This window comes from Rodentibacter caecimuris (assembly GCF_010587025.1).
Taxonomy (GTDB): domain Bacteria; phylum Pseudomonadota; class Gammaproteobacteria; order Enterobacterales; family Pasteurellaceae; genus Rodentibacter; species Rodentibacter caecimuris.
Genome location: NZ_CP040863.1, coordinates 1,983,308 through 1,999,232 on the forward strand (window position 1 = coordinate 1,983,308; position 15,925 = coordinate 1,999,232).

Consider the following 15,925-nt stretch of genomic DNA (forward strand, 5'->3'; position numbering starts at 1 on the left):
AGACTACCCCATCTTTTTATCAACCCAATATGATTATGCGTGTTTCAGATTTCCACTTTGATTTACCCGATGAACTTATCGCCCGTTATCCCAAAAAAGATCGCTCTTCTTGTCGCTTATTGACGTTAAATGGCGAAAACGGTGAAATTTCTCACCGCACTTTCACCGATGTATTTGATCTTATTGATGCCGGCGATTTGTTAATTTTTAATAATACCCGTGTTATTCCTGCGCGAATGTTTGGACGCAAAGCCAGTGGCGGAAAAATTGAAGTGCTGGTTGAACGTATGTTGGATGAACACCGCTTTCTCGCTCACATTCGCTCCTCAAAATCGCCTAAGGAAGGCACCGAATTATTTTTAGGGGAAGATAAACTGGGCGAAAATAAAGGTATTCAAGCGGTGATGACTGCACGTCACGATACACTTTTTGAAGTCGAATTAACCGATAAATCCACCGCACTTTTAACGGTGTTGCAACAAATAGGCCATATGCCATTACCGCCTTATATTGATCGCCCCGATGAGGAGGAGGATCAAGAATGCTATCAAACGGTTTATAACAAAGTTCCCGGTGCGGTGGCGGCACCGACAGCCGGTTTGCATTTTGATGATGAACTATTGGCAAAGCTTCAAGCCAAAGGTGTCAATTTTGAATTTGTGACGCTCCATGTGGGGGCAGGCACATTTCAACCCGTACGGGTGGAAAATATTGAAGATCACATTATGCATGCGGAATATGTAGAGCTTTCGCAGGAAGTGTGCAATGCGATTATTGAAACCAAAAAAGCCGGAAAACGTGTTATTGCGGTAGGAACAACCTCCGTTCGTTCCATTGAAACCGCCGCTTTATCCGCAGAGGAAAACGGCAATCCGGATTTAATCGAGCCTTATTTTTCCGATACCTCAATTTTCATTTATCCCGGTAAAAAATTCCGTGTGGTGGATGTGTTAATCACTAATTTCCATTTACCGGAAAGTACATTAATTATGCTGGTTTCCGCCTTTGCCGGTTTTACCCACACAATGAACGCCTACAAAAGTGCGGTCGAAAATTGCTACCGTTTTTTCAGTTACGGTGATGCCATGTTTATTACGAAAAATGCCCGAGTGAAGGGATTGGAATAAGCCGTTTGACTTAAATAAAAGCAACACCTACAATACCTGACCACCCCTAGAATGAAGCCTGTTTGCTCAAACAGGCTTTTTTACTGATATCTTCGAACTGTTTATTCGTTGAGGAAATAAAATGAAATATGAATTAGATAAAACAAGCGGTAACGCACGCCGAGGTCGATTAGTATTTGAACGCCCACAGGGTACGTTTAAAGTGGAAACCCCCGCATTTATGCCGGTGGGTACCTATGGCACGGTGAAAGGCATGACCCCTGAGGAAGTTCGGGCAACGGGGGCTGAAATTTTACTTGGCAATACCTTCCATTTATGGCTACGCCCCGGACCGGAAGTGATGCGTAAACACGGTGATTTACACGATTTTATGCAGTGGCATCGTCCTATTTTGACGGATAGTGGCGGTTTCCAAGTATTTAGCCTTGGTAAATTACGCAAAATCACAGAGGAAGGCGTAAAATTCCAAAACCCGATTAATGGTGAACGAATCTTCCTTTCACCGGAAAAATCTATGGAAATTCAATACGATCTCGGTTCGGATATTGTGATGATTTTCGATGAATGTACCCCTTATCCGGCAACCTTTGACTATGCCAAAAAATCTATGGAAATGTCTCTTCGCTGGGCAAAACGCAGTCGTGATCGCTTTGATGAACTTGGCAATAAAAATGCACTTTTCGGTATCATTCAAGGGGGCGTATTTGAAGAATTGCGTAAAATTTCGTTGGAAGGCTTAGTCAATATTGGCTTTGACGGTTATGCTGTGGGAGGGTTAGCCGTGGGTGAACCAAAAGAAGATATGCACCGTATTTTGGAATACATTTGCCCGCAAATTCCTGCCGACAAACCGCGCTATTTAATGGGCGTAGGAAAACCGGAGGATTTAGTAGAAGGCGTTCGCCGCGGCATTGATATGTTTGATTGCGTCATGCCGACCCGTAATGCCCGTAACGGCCATTTGTTTGTCACGGATGGTATTGTAAAAATCCGCAATGCCAAATATCGTGATGACACCACTCCGCTTGATCCTCATTGTGATTGCTACACCTGTAAAAATTACACGAAAGCCTATTTATATCATTTAGATAAATGTGGTGAGATTTTAGGCGCACGCTTAAATACGATCCACAATCTACGTTATTATCAGCGTTTAATGGCGGAAATTCGTCAAGCTATCGAAGAGGATCGCTTTGATGATTTTGTGACTGAATTTTATACCAGAATGGGAAAACCGATTCCCCCATTGCAACTTGATACCACGCCATCACCACAATCCGAATAGGGCAGTAAAAGTGCGGTCAAAAATGACCGCACTTTTCACACAAAAAGAAGGAAAATTATGCAAATTCTTGAACCTCAGCAATTCGCCACTTGGAATGAACCCATCGACATGCTTTATGCCTGCCATGGTAAGGTCAAACGTTTTTGTCATCAGCTTAGTCTATTACCCGACTATTTAGAAAAGAACGGCATAAATCAAGCAGTACTGAACGACATAAAAATTATTTTGCAGTATTTTAATCAAGCCGCACCGCTTCACCATGATGATGAAGAAAAAGATTTTTTTCCTGCATTAATGGCTAAACGACCGGAAACGAAATCAAAAGTAGCGGAGCTGGAACGCCAACATCTTGATTTACATAAAAATTGGTTTGAACTTTCTAAACAATTAGAAGCATTAATCGCACAAAAAACCGATAAAATAGATTCGGCACTCATTCAACGATTCATCTCGGGCTACGCTAACCATATTGCTATTGAAGAACCTCTTTTTGAGCTGGGTAAACAATACTTGTCTGAAACTGAGTTAAATGCGATTGGCCAAGTTATGTCGAAACGGCGTCATCCTTGATTTATGGATTATCAACTTGATACGCGAAATTATCGCTGCCCCTTGCCATTGCTGATGATAAAAAAAGCGCTGGCAACCCTCACGGAAAATGACAGCTTACTGCTGCTCATTTCAACGGAGACCGATATTAAGGATATTGAGCTAGTGTGTAAAACCTTAAATTGTTTTTGCCAACCAAATGGAGATCATTCCTTTATTCTTCGCAAGTGTTCAAAATAAGCTTATCCATAGAGAATTTTATAAAAACATTCATACAACGTTTAGCCACCTTTGATTACCGCATAAGCAAAAGATGAACACATCTCATTCTGTGCTTTATTTTGTTTCAATTACTCTAATTGAGTAACACCCATCGACTAAAATAACTATAATTAGTTTTACTTATAAATTAAATTCGCTATTGTAGTGTGATTTTAAGCTAACGAGAGAATCGTAATGAAAAATTTAAACTTAATTTGGGGCTTGCTTTTAGTACTAGTGATTACTGCGATCGCTTTTTTAATTGGCCATAGTGAAGTCATGATGACATTAAATATCAGCACATTAACATTGGCGATTGTCATTGGTATTCTATGCGGCAATACGTTTTACCCTAAAGTCGAACATGTTACCCATCTCTGAGTGGCCTTTGCTAAAGGAAAATTGCTCCGCCTCGGCATTATTTTGTACGGTTTTAGAATTACATTACAAGATATCGGGCAAGTGGGAGTGAATGCCGTAGTAGCCGATGCCATTATGTTGATATTGACATTTATAATAACCTGTTGGATTGGCATTAAGATCTTAAAAGTTGATAAACAGATCGTTTTTCTTACCGGTGCCGGATGCAGTATTTGTGGTGCGGCGGCAATCATTGCGAGCGAACCGGTTGTAAGAGCCCCCTCTTATAAAGTGTCTGTTGCCGTTGCTTTAATCGTTATTTTCGGCACGATTGCGATGTTTTTATATCCTATTCTTTACCCTATTTTGATTGACTATATTAACCCTCATCAGTTTGGCATTTATATTGGATCTTCTGTGCACGAGGTCGCCCAAGTCTATGCGGCAGGAAGTAATATTAATCCTGTTGTTGCCGATATTGCCGTGGTGTCAAAAATGATACGGGTGATGATGCTTGCGCCTTTTTTACTCGTCTTATCTTATTTTTTACACAAAGATGAGAAACAAAATCACGCAATTTCAATTCCTTACTTTGCGCTGATATTTATTCTCGTTGCCGTATTTAATTCTTTTAACCTACTACCTACCGAATGGGTCGCCTTATTAGTTCAAATTGATACGATTTTGTTAATGGCTGCCATGGCGGGACTTGGTCTAACAACGAATCTGAGTACGATAAAACAAGCCGGGTTAAAACCACTTTTATTAGGTTTATTTGTTTTTATATGGTTAGTTGTTGGTGGATTTGGCATTAACTTACTGCTTTATCACTTATTAGGCTAAGCGAGGAAAATTTTTGCGGAATTTACCATTTGTAATAAATTCATGATGTACTTAAGCAAACAAAGTGCTATAAATAGATATTTCCTAACCACTTGAAAATGGCGAAAAATTTAGGGAGAATCTACTTCAGTGCTTTGAGTCGTTGTAATTCAATACGTAACTTATAACAAATTCAGTTATACCAACCGACTTTGAACTCTCAAACTAAAAGGAAAGGACATCTATGGCAACCCAATCCAACTACCGCTACACCCTTGATTCCGGCGATAAACACCCTTTTGATGTAGTGAGTTTTCAGTTAACCGAAGGGCTTTCCGAGCCCTTTCGTTTAGAGATGAGGTTATCCAGTTTTGACCCGAATATTCCTTTTTCGGCACTGATGGATAAACCGGTTACGTTTACGTTCTGGCAGGGGGATAAAGCAGTACGCTATATCAATGGAATTGTCACAGGTTTCGGATTGGGTAAAACGGGCTTTGTGCGCACACATTATAATATGGTGGTAGAGCCGGCATTAGTGCGGGCGGGGTTGCAATCGGACAGCCGTATTTTCCAACATCAAAACAGCGAAAAAATCATCCGCACGTTGTTGCAAAAAAATCGGGTGGAAAAAGTCACCGTTGAACCGTTACAGTCGGATTGGGAACGGGAATATTGCGTACAATATCGGGAAACGGATGTCGCCTTTATTGAACGCTTGGCGGCGGAAGAAGGTTGGTATTATTATTTCAAACATGATGCCGACAGCCACGAATTATGTTTTGCCCATCAAAGTCGGTCTTCGCCCATTTTAGGCACCTTGACCTATAACGCCAACCCGGCAGGCGAGCGCCCTTTTGCCAGTCTTTGGCAGTTTGAATACCGCCACAGACTGACCACAAACCGGCAAACTTTACGTGATTACACCTTCTTAAATCCTAACTACAACCTAGAACATCAACATACCGCCCAACCTGCTGCCTCAAGGGATTCTTCCTCACCTCAATCGCCTAAAAGTGCGGTCAATTCGCCGAGTGTTTATGAACACTACGATTACCCCGGCCGATACAAACGGGATGAACAAGGCAACCCCTTTAGCCGTTATCGGCTGGAAGCCGAACTGGCGCAGTCAGAAACGGCACAGGCCACGGGAGATGATATGCGCGTCATCCCCGGTTATGGTTTTCGCCTCGAAGGACACCACTCAGCGGCATTCAACCAAGAATGGTTAGTAGTACGTGTCGAACATAGGGGAAGCCAAATCGGTGTGTTAGAGGAAGAAGCGATAGAATGGGCAACGGTTGAAGACGAACCCTCAAAAAGTGGCAACCATTACGAAAACACCCTATTCCTCATCCCTCATCACAAACCTTGGCGCAGCCCGCCAAAACCCCGCCCGATTATTCGTGGCACCCAAGTGGCGCATGTGGTCGGCCCTGAAGGCGAAGAAATCTACTGTGACGAATGGGGACGGGTTAAACTACAATTCCCGTGGGACAGACGGAGCAACGGAGACGAACACAGCTCTTGCTGGATACGGGTGATTCAAGGCTGGGCGGGTGCGCAATACGGTAATATGATGATACCGCGAATCGGCGATGAAGTGCTGGTTAAATACCTCAACGGCGACCCGGACCAACCGATAGTCACCGGCAGAACCTATCACAGTACCACCGAACCGCCCTATCTTCTCCCCAAACATAAAACCCGCACCACCATTAAATCCAAAACCCATAAAGGCAATGGCTTTAACGAACTGCGTTTTGAAGATGAAAACGGACAAGAAGAAGTCTTTCTTCACGCCGAAAAAGACCTCAACCACATTGTCAAACACGACGAAACCACCCAAGTGGGGTATAACCGCACCGAACAAGTGAACCGAAATGAAACCGTCCACATCGGCAACAACCGCACGGAAACGGTCAATCAAGACGAAGCCCTCACCATTAACCGCGACCAAATCAAAACTATCGGCCGCAACCGTATCACCAAAGTGGAACAAGACGACCTCCTCAACATTAATAATAACCGTTATGTCAATGTGCATGGCGACACCATCATCCACGTCGGCAATGAACTCAACATCGACATCGCCCAACACGGCAGTTGGCAGGCGGGCGAACTGTTTGAGCAAATCTGCGAGCAATTTGATTTAGAGGGTTACGAAACCGTAGAAATCAGCGGCCCGGGTGGTTCGATAGTTATCAACCGAGAGGGAATTGAGCTGATTGGGAATGTGTATATTGAGGGGGAGTTGATCGAGGAAAGCGGAGAGGCGGAAGAAGTCACTCGTTTTGAAACGGAACACCATACGCCAAATTCCCCTATCATGCAGATTCAGTTTTTCCAATCGCCTCATTCAACCGCACCACTAGTGGGAATGCCTTATACGCTCTATGCCGACGGAAAAGAAGTGGGCAAAGGCATTACCGATGATAAAGGTGAAATTGAAATTACCCATGAGGAACAGGTTGAAAAATATGAGGTTAAATTTATTAACGGTGCGCATTATGAAATTCCAATGATTGAAGGATTTGAAGAGGATTCTGAAAAAGATGAAGTGATGAATCACGGATTTTATTTAGATCAAGGGAAAGAGGAAAAAGAAGCACTTAAAATCGCTAAAGAGTATGCAAAATTAATTGGAAAATTAGTGTAATAAAGGTAAGAAAATGACAGAGGAAATCAAAAAGCCGATTCAAATTCCGGCATCAAAATATATGCCAAGAGCAAAAGTAGGGCTAAGTTGGTTCTTATCGGATAGAGATAAACAAGAGCTTCAAGCCACGATGTCGGATGCTCATAGTCAGCCTGTTCCGGCGACATTCAAGGCATTAATTAACGGAGAGGAAGCCTTTGGCGCAATCTATGAAAAAATAGAAAACGCCGAGCATTCTATCGATATTGCTATTTGGGGCTTCCAACCCTCTATGTATTTTAAGCGTGATGGCAAATCATTGCGCATTGGCGATCTTCTCGTTAAAAAAGCTTTAGAGGGGGTGAAAGTCAGACTGCTTGTTTGGAGTATGTGGGGAGATGTGCAGATATTTAAAGAAGATGCGGCAAATTTAGGTAATAGACATATTATTGGCTATGGTCGAGCCGCCAAAGAAATTTTGCAAGAACAAATGGATTATGATGCTTATTGGTATGAGGCGATAGAGGGAAAATTCCATTTAAGGTTTGATAGTCTTCGCCATTCTCCAGATAGTGCCGATGAGGCAATTCAAAATGTTATAGATAAATTGGAAGAAAAAGATAAAGAAAGATTTCCTTATTTATGGCAAATCTCACAAGACAAAGCACGTTTGACAAAGATCCAATATAAAAATCGCCGGGTCGCATTGTTTAATGATATCAACAACGGAAAATTTGCTGATAAAAATCTCCCTTGGCGTGCTGAATTAATCCTTGCCGGCTCATCCACCCACCACCAAAAAATGGTGTTAATCGATTATGAACGCCCCGAACAGGCGGTGGGGTTTGTGATGGAGCACAATATGCTGGATAACTATTGGGATCACAGCACACATATTTACGGCGATCTTAAGGCTGCGAATCAAGGGAAAAATGTCAATATTCCATTGCAAGATGTGTCAAGCATTGTGACGGGACAAGTGTTGTGGGACTTAAATTATAATTTTTGCCAATCTTGGGATCGCAACGAATTATTCGATAATAGAGGCTATTATAATTCGAGTGAAAATTTAACGGCGCTCAGAAAGGATATTCAACGCACGAGTTTTAAACCCAACCCGACTATCGGGGAAGGCGGCATGAAATTATACGCCCAAATTGTTCGCACTTATGACCAACCTCGGGTAAAGGATATAATGAAAGTGTATTTGAAAAATATCCAACAAACGACCAGCTATATTTACACGGAAAACCAATATTTCCGCTGGCCGGTACTGGTTGAGGAATTTTTATCGCACTGGAAAACCATGAGAAAAGGCAGAACCGGCCCTATCCACTGGTTTACCGTGACTAACTCGTCAGATAGCGGTATTGGTGCCGGGACTCTTACCACCAATAATATGTTGAAATTATTAGGCAGACAGGATGTGATGCCGAATGTAGCGAAGAAAGTGCGAGTAGGGGAATTGGAAGCGGAAAGAGCAAAACTGGCGTTATCCAATAGCAATGTCCGCGGCACCCTTGGAATTCCGGCACCTTTAGATAAAGCGACCGCCGAGCGGGTCAAGGCGCTTGATGAAGAAATTGCAAAGCACAAAAGAGCGGTACAGGAAGCTGAAGATAAAATGAAAAAACATGAGGAAATTCCCGAACCGGAAGAAGATCGCCAATTTACCCAAAAACTAGGCTATGAACTGGACGACACGCCGGGGATTAAAGCGCATATTTGTACTCTTGTGGCGGATAATGCGTGGCAAGAAGTCTATGTGCATTCCAAGGTCACCATTATTGATGACGTATTCACCGTTATCAGTTCGGCAAACTTAAATACGCGCAGTATGGAAAAAGATACGGAATTGGGTATTATTTTGGAGGCGGGCGAGGTGGCGTGTGATTTACGTAAACGGTTATGGGGGTTACATACCAAGCAAAATGCCGCCGCCAATCCGGAGGGTATGTATAATTATAATGTAGCTGAGGACGTATTTGATGTATGGGGAAAATTAATACGAAATAATGGATTGGCAAAAATAAATGGGGACGTAAAGCCTCTTTATCCACTACGCCAATTTTTTAGACCTAATCCTAAAGTAAGTCGAGCTGACTAATGAAAAAATGTTTAAAAATTTTATTGATACTGGTGATAGCGGTAATCGTTGGCTTATTTTGCCTGTACCGTTATCTGGAATGTAACCCGATACCGATAACCCTGGGCGGCGGGCCTTCCGGTCCGCGTCCGGAGCGTTGCTATGCCAAACAAAAAGAACAACAGAGGAAAACAAACATGGCAAAATTGGAACAACTGGCAGCCTTAGAATTTACTTGCCAAAAAGAAGCGCGACCGCCTCTCTCAGAAGAAACCCAGCAATTATATAACTATGCTCTTTATCACGACCTACATAATATGTGGGAGGGAGACAAAGGTGATGAGGTCTGGAACGGGCTGGCGCGTTATTACCGCATTGCCGCCGCCAACGGCGATTATAAAGCCAATGTACGATTGCAATATCTATTACAAACCGGACGGATTAGCAGCGATATGCCGCAGACGGAAGTGCATAATCTTAATGAAGAACTGGTAAAACAACTGCCCGCTACCGCCTATTATAATCTGTACGGCTATTTAGATATTGGCTATGGGGTACGTACCGAAAAAGACGGTCAATATGCTTATTTAAGAAAGGCGGCGGATTTAGGCAGTCGGGAAGCGCAGTATGTGATAGCGGAAATGTTGGCAAATATAGAAGATAAAGAGGAAACTCAAGAAGCCTTTAAATATCGTTTAAAACTTGTAGAGCAATTCTGGGGGTGTGCATCGGAGCAAGGGTTAGGTGAAGCGTCAGGAAATTTGGCAGCATTTTTTAAACTTAATAAAAGATATAATGAGGCGTTGAAGGTCTCACATCAAGGCGTTAAAAACGGTGATTCAATCTCAGCAGTCGTGCTTAGAGAGGGATTTAGTAAAAATATAGCTAAAGAAAGTCTTGATTTTCTTGATGTAGTTCCTGATAAAGAACGTTCAAGAAGATATGAAATTATTCGAAAATATTTATCACGTTATGACTACCTCCAACCCAAAGTCCCTGATCTTGATGATATTGTGCCGTTACCCCCTGCCCCTTTGCCGGAATGGGATGGCAAAATTGCCTTTCAGCGTTGGTATGAGGGGGAAGCTCCGCCAAAACCAAGTGAGGCATTAATGATGAAACTGGCAAATCAGGCGGGCGTTCGAGTGGATAACGGGTTAGATTTAGAAACGGGTCTGCCGAAAAAACCGAAAAAATAACGGAAAAATTAACCGCACTTTTAGGCTGAACAATTTAAAAGTGCGGTTGTTTTTTAATGTGTTTTTAGTGTTTTACGGATGAGATTTTCTCATTGTGATTTTCCGGAGTGGTGAATCATGGTACGAATTTTAAAATGGATATAAATTTGTGTTGCATTAAATTCAAAATCAACGGTCAATTTGACTGTTTGGCTTTGTCCGATTTTAAAAAGAATCCACAACTCTTTCCATCTTTTTACCTACAATTGGTCTAAATGTAATGTGCTCCAACATAGGCTTATTTGTTTGTAAAACCGTTTTATTTAGAAAAGAAATTTAATCGGGTATATTGCATAAACACTTTCATTTCTTCTGTGATTAAATACTGATATTTTTTCAAGTTTGGGTAATGCTCAATGGTTTGGGCAAGATGCCGACAATTCAGGCTTATTACTTGTGTGATACAAGATTTAAGTACCGGGTTGGTTGTTTTCTCTAATCGGCTTTGTAGTATTTCAATCAATCGATATTGTGAAACCAGCCTTGTTTCGGTGATGGGCTGACTCATTGCGCTATTTGGGCGACTACGATAAACAACTAAAGGTGAACCAACTTCCAACACGTTTTCTTCTAAAGAGAATAAATCGACGTTAAATAATGTATCTTCGCCGAATGGTAATGTGGTATTGAAGATGATCTGATTTTCCAAGAGTACCGTACGCCGAATCATAAAACAGGCAATCTGAATAAACCAGTTATCCTGTAATGCTGTTGTAAAACAGTTAATTAATGAGGAAATATAGCCGGTTTGTGGACTGACTTCTTCAAAGATAGATTTGCATAAGAATAATTGGCGATCAAACCGTTTTCGGTAAGTACCCTTTACAACAGGAACTTGGTAGGTTTGAGCGAGTTCATATAGTGCTTGAAAATCCGCGTTATCATCTAAGTAATCATCAGGATCTAAGAAAACAACATATTCCCCTTTGGCCAAACGTAAACCGGCATTTCTAGCGGCGCTTACTCCTTTATTTTGGCTATGAATAACCTGAATAAACGAATATTGGTTTGCATACTGTAAGGCAATTGCCAAGCTATTATCCGTTGAGCCGTCATTAACCAAAATAATTTCTTTTGAAACCGATTGTTTCAAAATACTTTCAATTGCCTCCGCGAGATAATCCTTTACGTTATAGATAGGCAAAATAAAGCTGATAGGTATATTGTCTGACATCTCTGCTGTTCCGGTATATTTAATTCTCTAAATCTTAAAGTGAGTTTCTTGTTGTCGTTGTGATTGAGGGTATTCAAAATTTAATTTTTACCCACAACAAGGATATTTTATGAACAAAAATTTTAAAGTATTAAAGCGAAACGAGCAATGAGAACGTCGAGCCTTAAAAGTATTTCCCCAAATGGTATAGGAGATAAAACAGTCTGGACGGATTTTACGGCACAACTTGATAGATTAGAGCGGAAAAAATTAACGGATAACAATAATGGTACAAGCGGTATGAATAAGCTGGTGAATGATTTATGCAATAGTTTTGTTTCCTGATGTTCTTCAGTGTCTAAGATCAACTTGCCAACCTTTTTTATTTTGCTGATGAATAACGATTGAAAATTGACGATTTATGAGTGATATATCTCTTCATTTCCCCCCTCTCTAGTGACTTTCTTTTTAAAAAACTGACATCGTAACTTGTCTTTTATTTTTTATATCTTAACTCTAGTTTTTTACCTAAGATAAAAATTTTAATTTTTTATCAAAAGGGCTTGTTTTTTTTTTTACAATGAGGAAGTTTTAGCTTTGAAATGAAAAGTAAAAGCTGAAATACAGGCTCTTTCAAAAGAGTTTAGATTAGTAAATTTATTTTAGGAGAATTTTTAAATGTTAAGTCAATTAACAACTAAAGCATATATTTCAGTAACCGAAGCATTCCGTAATTTTAGAAAAGATGAACGTGGTGTAACAGCAATTGAATACGGTTTAATTGCTGTAGCGGTAGCCGTGTTAATCGTAGCAGTGTTCTATAATGACAATGGTTTTATTCAACAATTAAAAGCTAAATTTGAGTCTTTAACGACAACAATTAAAGACGCTAATATTCAGAAACAATAATCGCCTTTATAAAATTCAATAAAGGAGAAATATGGAGGTCGGTTATTTATTAAATCTATTAACCGCTCTCCATATTGTCATAATAATATGAATTATAAACTTTTTACTTCAACCTTTCTTTATCTAAAAGAATTTAAACTTGATAAAAAAGGTATTACGTCAATCGAGTATGGTCTTGTCGGGTTCGCTGTTGCCGTTTTTGTCGTTGCAATTTTAGGACAAGAAGGGTTTCTTTTTGAACTAGGTGAAAAATTTAGATTTTTAACTCAGTCTGTTTCCGATTCGGTGTTAAGTAAAGGCTAATTCTATGAAAGAATGTATCATTCTTCTTCTGAATTTTTTCATAATTCTGTTACTAATTAATCTGTCATGGACGGATATTCGTGTAAGAGTTATTAGTAATAGAGTCGTTACATTATTATTAGCCGTTATTTTGATATTTACTTATTTAAAATACGATACTGTTTTTATTTTTCCTGCATTGGTTTCTCTGTCTGTCGGTTTTATTTTATTTACACTAAAAGTTATTGGCGCCGGAGATATTAAGTTAATTAGTGTATTAATGTTGGCTATACCAAGTTTTCAAATAATGTCTTTTCTCTTCTTTACTACCTTTTCAGGGTTATTGTTGATTATCGTTGGTTGGCTATTTTTTAAAAATGAAATAAAGACTAAAGGATTGCCTTATGGAGTGGCAATTAGTACAGGTTTTTTTATTAATTCGATTTTATTCGGTTAGAAAACTAAAGTTAATACTTCATATAATTAAATAGAATTTATTTCAATTAAATTTAAGGTACAAAAATGAACTATAGAATGTTATTTATTATTTCATTCCTTATTCTTGCTGTCGGTGTTGGCGGTATTCTGTTTATTCCATCAGGAAACGAAGGAACAAATACTAATTCTACACAAAGTCATTCTACTGAAGAAAATCAGGAAAATAAGATAGAAAAATTGATTACATTAGCGGAATTAAAACGTGATGTAGTAAAAGGAACGCTTTTACAGGCTGATGATTATTCTCTCAATGAAATTACGGTTCCTGAAAATAGCCCTATGGCTGAATATGATTTAAAAGAAGTAATAAAGGATTCTTCTACGACGTTACAGGGGTATTTAGTTAATGAGAATTTACAGGGTGGCTCATTACTTTCTTCCTCTACAATTATCTCACCTACTGATTCTAAATTCCTTATTTCCAGTATTAATACGAAGCAGGAAGTTGCTTTTCGAATTAATATTAATGAAAGTGAACGCTATTTATTAGATACGGTTAAAGGTGGAGATTATGTTTCTATTTATAGTCAATATTTTTCTTCGGACGATAGAGGGAGCATAAGAGAACGTTCGGATTTAGCTAAGATTGCAGATAGGGTATTAGTATTACAAGTAAGAACCTTTAATGATGAAGAAGTAAAGAATAGTTCTTCGGGTAATACAAATACTTTCGGATATATTAGCGTAAAAGTTAATGTGGAACAGGTTGCTAAATTTTATAAATTATATAAAGAATCAAAATTGATTCTTTTACCCTCAGAAGGAAGGGATAAAAGTTCTGAACATCGTGGCATATCTATTCGAAAATTAAGAGGTCAATAATAATGTTAATTAACTATAAGCCAGTGAAAAATATAGGGCTAACTTTGCTGTTAAGCGGAACAATATTGTTATTTTCTAATATTGTTTCAGCCAAAACGTTTAATTTAGAACAAGGTCAAAGCCAGTTTATCGAAACGGATCAAAAAATTGATACGATTTTTGTCTCTTCACCGAATGTGGCGGATTATGAAATTCTCGATGATACGAGTTTTCTTATTTACGCCAAAGAAGAGGGAAGAGCGGAGGTGACGGCCTTTGATGCTGAAGGAAATAAGCTCACTTCCGATACGGTAAATGTGAATATATTGATTAATAACATCGAAGATACGAACCAACAAATTAAAGCACGTTTTCCAAATACCAAACTTTTAGTAAAAAAAGTAGGTAAGGCTTATGTGATTGAAGGTAAAGCAAGCAGCCAAGAAGAAAGTGATGAAATAAATCGCATTGTTGGGGAAGCGCTGGGCGCAAGTAAAAAAGTGACGGAAGTGAAATTTCGCGGAAGTAGTTCCGGTAGCGATGAACATATTACTTTTTTAGATAAATACCAATATGACGGCGTGATTAATCATTCAAACGTTAATGATACGACCCAGATTAACGTTAAGCTTTCTGTTGTTGAGGTTAATAAAAAATTTTCCGATTCATTGGGAATTAATTGGTCTCATTTAGCCGGTTCAGGTTCGTTATTAGGCGGATCTTGGTCTAAAGGAGGCGGTTTTAACGGAACAAGTGGTATTTTGCAATTAAATGCTAATGGGCTGTCCGCTTTTATCAGTGCATTGGATAACCGTAATAACGGTAAGATTTTAGCTGAGCCGAATATTTCAATGTTATCGGGAGAAACCGCAGAAATTTTGGTTGGTGGCGAAATTCCGTTTGCACAACGGGACAGAGACGGCAATGCGACCATTATTTATAAAGATTATGGGGTAAAGCTGGCAGTCGGGGCGAAGGTTCAAAAAAATGATCGGATTCGTTTAATTTTAGATCAAAACGTGAGCACTCTTGCCGGTAACTATAATTATGAAAATATCGGTAGCATTCCTTATTTTAATACGCGCAGAACCAAATCCGTCTTTGAGGTTGCTAACGGAGAAAGTTTTATTATCGGCGGTTTAATTAACTCTCTTGATGCCGAAAATTTAAATAAAGTGCCTTTGTTAGGCGATTTACCGATTATCGGTTCATTCTTTCGTAATGCATCAACTTCACGTGAAAATAGAGAATTGGTCGTTGTTGCAACGGTTAATATCGTAAAACCGGTTACTGAAGATCAAATTGTCTATCCGACACTTGAGCAAACCGGCACGATGGAGCGTTTCTTTAATTTAACCCCGTTTAAAAATATTTATCATCGGACATTAACAACTAACTTCTTGAAAAATGGTGGGTTTATTCAATGAAAAAAATATTTATGATTTTATTATCGCTATCCGCTTCAATTACTGCTATTTCTGCCGAAGCAATGACTGCAAACGAACTAAGAAATAATGCGGATATTCCACACCAAGTGGATCAATATCGGATGCTTATCAAGCGCTATGCACTTTCCGATTATGCTAAAGCGACACAGCGCAATCTTTTACAAGCGGTATTGGGCAGTATGGGAAGAGATCGCAGCAAGCAAGTTCGCTTATTATGGGCGAATAAAGAGGCTTATCAAAGTGCGGTCGAAATTCGGAAAGTTTTACTTAATCGAGGGATTGAATCCCAACGTATTCAACTTATTGCCAATCCAAATAAAGTTGCCCTTTATCCGCTTTATGCCGAAGTAGAACAAATTGTAGTAGAGGCTGCGAATTGTCCGGGGAAGACGATTGATAATATGTTAAGTAAAGACGGTAATTGTGCAGTAAAAAGTAATAGCCGTGTTCAGTTGAAGTTTTAGGTGA

At 39.6% G+C, this 15,925-nt stretch carries 15 protein-coding genes and 1 pseudogene; 15 read left to right on the top strand and 1 reads right to left on the bottom strand.

The window, feature by feature from the left end:
* Positions 1–35 precede the first annotated feature (35 nt).
* The 8 genes and pseudogenes from queA to FEE42_RS09745 all read left to right on the top strand — a co-directional run bounded on the left by queA (position 36) and on the right by FEE42_RS09745 (position 10,327).
* Complete coding sequence (gene queA, locus FEE42_RS09710; RefSeq protein WP_135969547.1) at positions 36–1,127, top strand: tRNA preQ1(34) S-adenosylmethionine ribosyltransferase-isomerase QueA; 1,092 nt, start codon at positions 36–38, stop codon at positions 1,125–1,127.
* 121 nt (positions 1,128–1,248) lie between these two features.
* Positions 1,249–2,412: a tRNA guanosine(34) transglycosylase Tgt gene (gene tgt / locus FEE42_RS09715; protein WP_059368132.1), complete on the top strand. Its 1,164-nt coding sequence runs from the start codon at positions 1,249–1,251 to the stop codon at positions 2,410–2,412.
* 57 nt (positions 2,413–2,469) lie between these two features.
* Positions 2,470–2,982 carry a hemerythrin domain-containing protein gene (locus FEE42_RS09720; protein ID WP_059368130.1) on the top strand — a complete coding sequence of 171 codons (513 nt, stop codon included), beginning with the start codon at positions 2,470–2,472 and terminating at the stop codon, positions 2,980–2,982.
* A gap of 3 nt (positions 2,983–2,985) precedes the next feature.
* Positions 2,986–3,201 (top strand): sulfurtransferase TusA family protein, encoded by a 216-nt coding sequence (locus FEE42_RS09725; protein WP_059368128.1) that lies wholly within the window; start codon positions 2,986–2,988, stop codon positions 3,199–3,201.
* 216 nt (positions 3,202–3,417) lie between these two features.
* A pseudogene (locus FEE42_RS09730) lies at positions 3,418–4,425 on the top strand (YeiH family protein).
* A 223-nt stretch (positions 4,426–4,648) separates the two neighbouring features.
* Entirely contained in the window at positions 4,649–7,063 is a 2,415-nt protein-coding gene (locus FEE42_RS09735) for a type VI secretion system Vgr family protein (RefSeq protein WP_164028372.1), read from the top strand.
* Positions 7,064–7,076: 13 nt separating this feature from the next.
* Positions 7,077–9,149: a phosphatidylserine/phosphatidylglycerophosphate/cardiolipin synthase family protein gene (locus tag FEE42_RS09740; protein ID WP_164028374.1), complete on the top strand. Its 2,073-nt coding sequence runs from the start codon at positions 7,077–7,079 to the stop codon at positions 9,147–9,149.
* A complete protein-coding gene (locus FEE42_RS09745; protein WP_164028376.1) occupies positions 9,149–10,327 on the top strand; it encodes a DUF6396 domain-containing protein in 1,179 nt (392 codons plus the stop codon). Before FEE42_RS09740 ends, FEE42_RS09745 begins: the two co-directional genes overlap by 1 nt.
* A 298-nt stretch (positions 10,328–10,625) precedes the next feature.
* On the opposite strand, the gene FEE42_RS09750 is transcribed toward FEE42_RS09745, so the two are convergent.
* Positions 10,626–11,540, bottom strand: coding sequence for a glycosyltransferase family 2 protein (locus FEE42_RS09750; RefSeq protein ID WP_164028377.1), 915 nt, complete (start codon positions 11,538–11,540; stop codon positions 10,626–10,628).
* 147 nt (positions 11,541–11,687) lie between these two features.
* On the opposite strand from FEE42_RS09750, the gene FEE42_RS09755 reads away from it, so the two are divergent.
* The 7 genes from FEE42_RS09755 to FEE42_RS09785 all read left to right on the top strand — a co-directional run bounded on the left by FEE42_RS09755 (position 11,688) and on the right by FEE42_RS09785 (position 15,921).
* Positions 11,688–11,864, top strand: coding sequence for a hypothetical protein (locus FEE42_RS09755; protein ID WP_164028379.1), 177 nt, complete (start codon positions 11,688–11,690; stop codon positions 11,862–11,864).
* Between the two features lie 333 nt (positions 11,865–12,197).
* Complete coding sequence (locus FEE42_RS09760) at positions 12,198–12,428, top strand: Flp family type IVb pilin (RefSeq protein ID WP_059368117.1); 231 nt, start codon at positions 12,198–12,200, stop codon at positions 12,426–12,428.
* Positions 12,429–12,515: 87 nt separating this feature from the next.
* Positions 12,516–12,731: a Flp family type IVb pilin gene (locus FEE42_RS09765; RefSeq protein WP_059368115.1), complete on the top strand. Its 216-nt coding sequence runs from the start codon at positions 12,516–12,518 to the stop codon at positions 12,729–12,731.
* A gap of 4 nt (positions 12,732–12,735) precedes the next feature.
* Positions 12,736–13,167: an A24 family peptidase gene (locus FEE42_RS09770; protein ID WP_059368111.1), complete on the top strand. Its 432-nt coding sequence runs from the start codon at positions 12,736–12,738 to the stop codon at positions 13,165–13,167.
* 77 nt (positions 13,168–13,244) lie between these two features.
* Positions 13,245–14,030 carry a flp operon protein C gene (locus FEE42_RS09775; RefSeq protein ID WP_077665810.1) on the top strand — a complete coding sequence of 262 codons (786 nt, stop codon included), beginning with the start codon at positions 13,245–13,247 and terminating at the stop codon, positions 14,028–14,030.
* A 2-nt stretch (positions 14,031–14,032) separates the two neighbouring features.
* Positions 14,033–15,436 (top strand): type II and III secretion system protein family protein, encoded by a 1,404-nt coding sequence (locus FEE42_RS09780; protein ID WP_135969552.1) that lies wholly within the window; start codon positions 14,033–14,035, stop codon positions 15,434–15,436.
* A complete protein-coding gene (locus tag FEE42_RS09785) occupies positions 15,433–15,921 on the top strand; it encodes a hypothetical protein (RefSeq protein ID WP_059368100.1) in 489 nt (162 codons plus the stop codon). Before FEE42_RS09780 ends, FEE42_RS09785 begins: the two co-directional genes overlap by 4 nt.
* Positions 15,922–15,925: the final 4 nt, after the last annotated feature.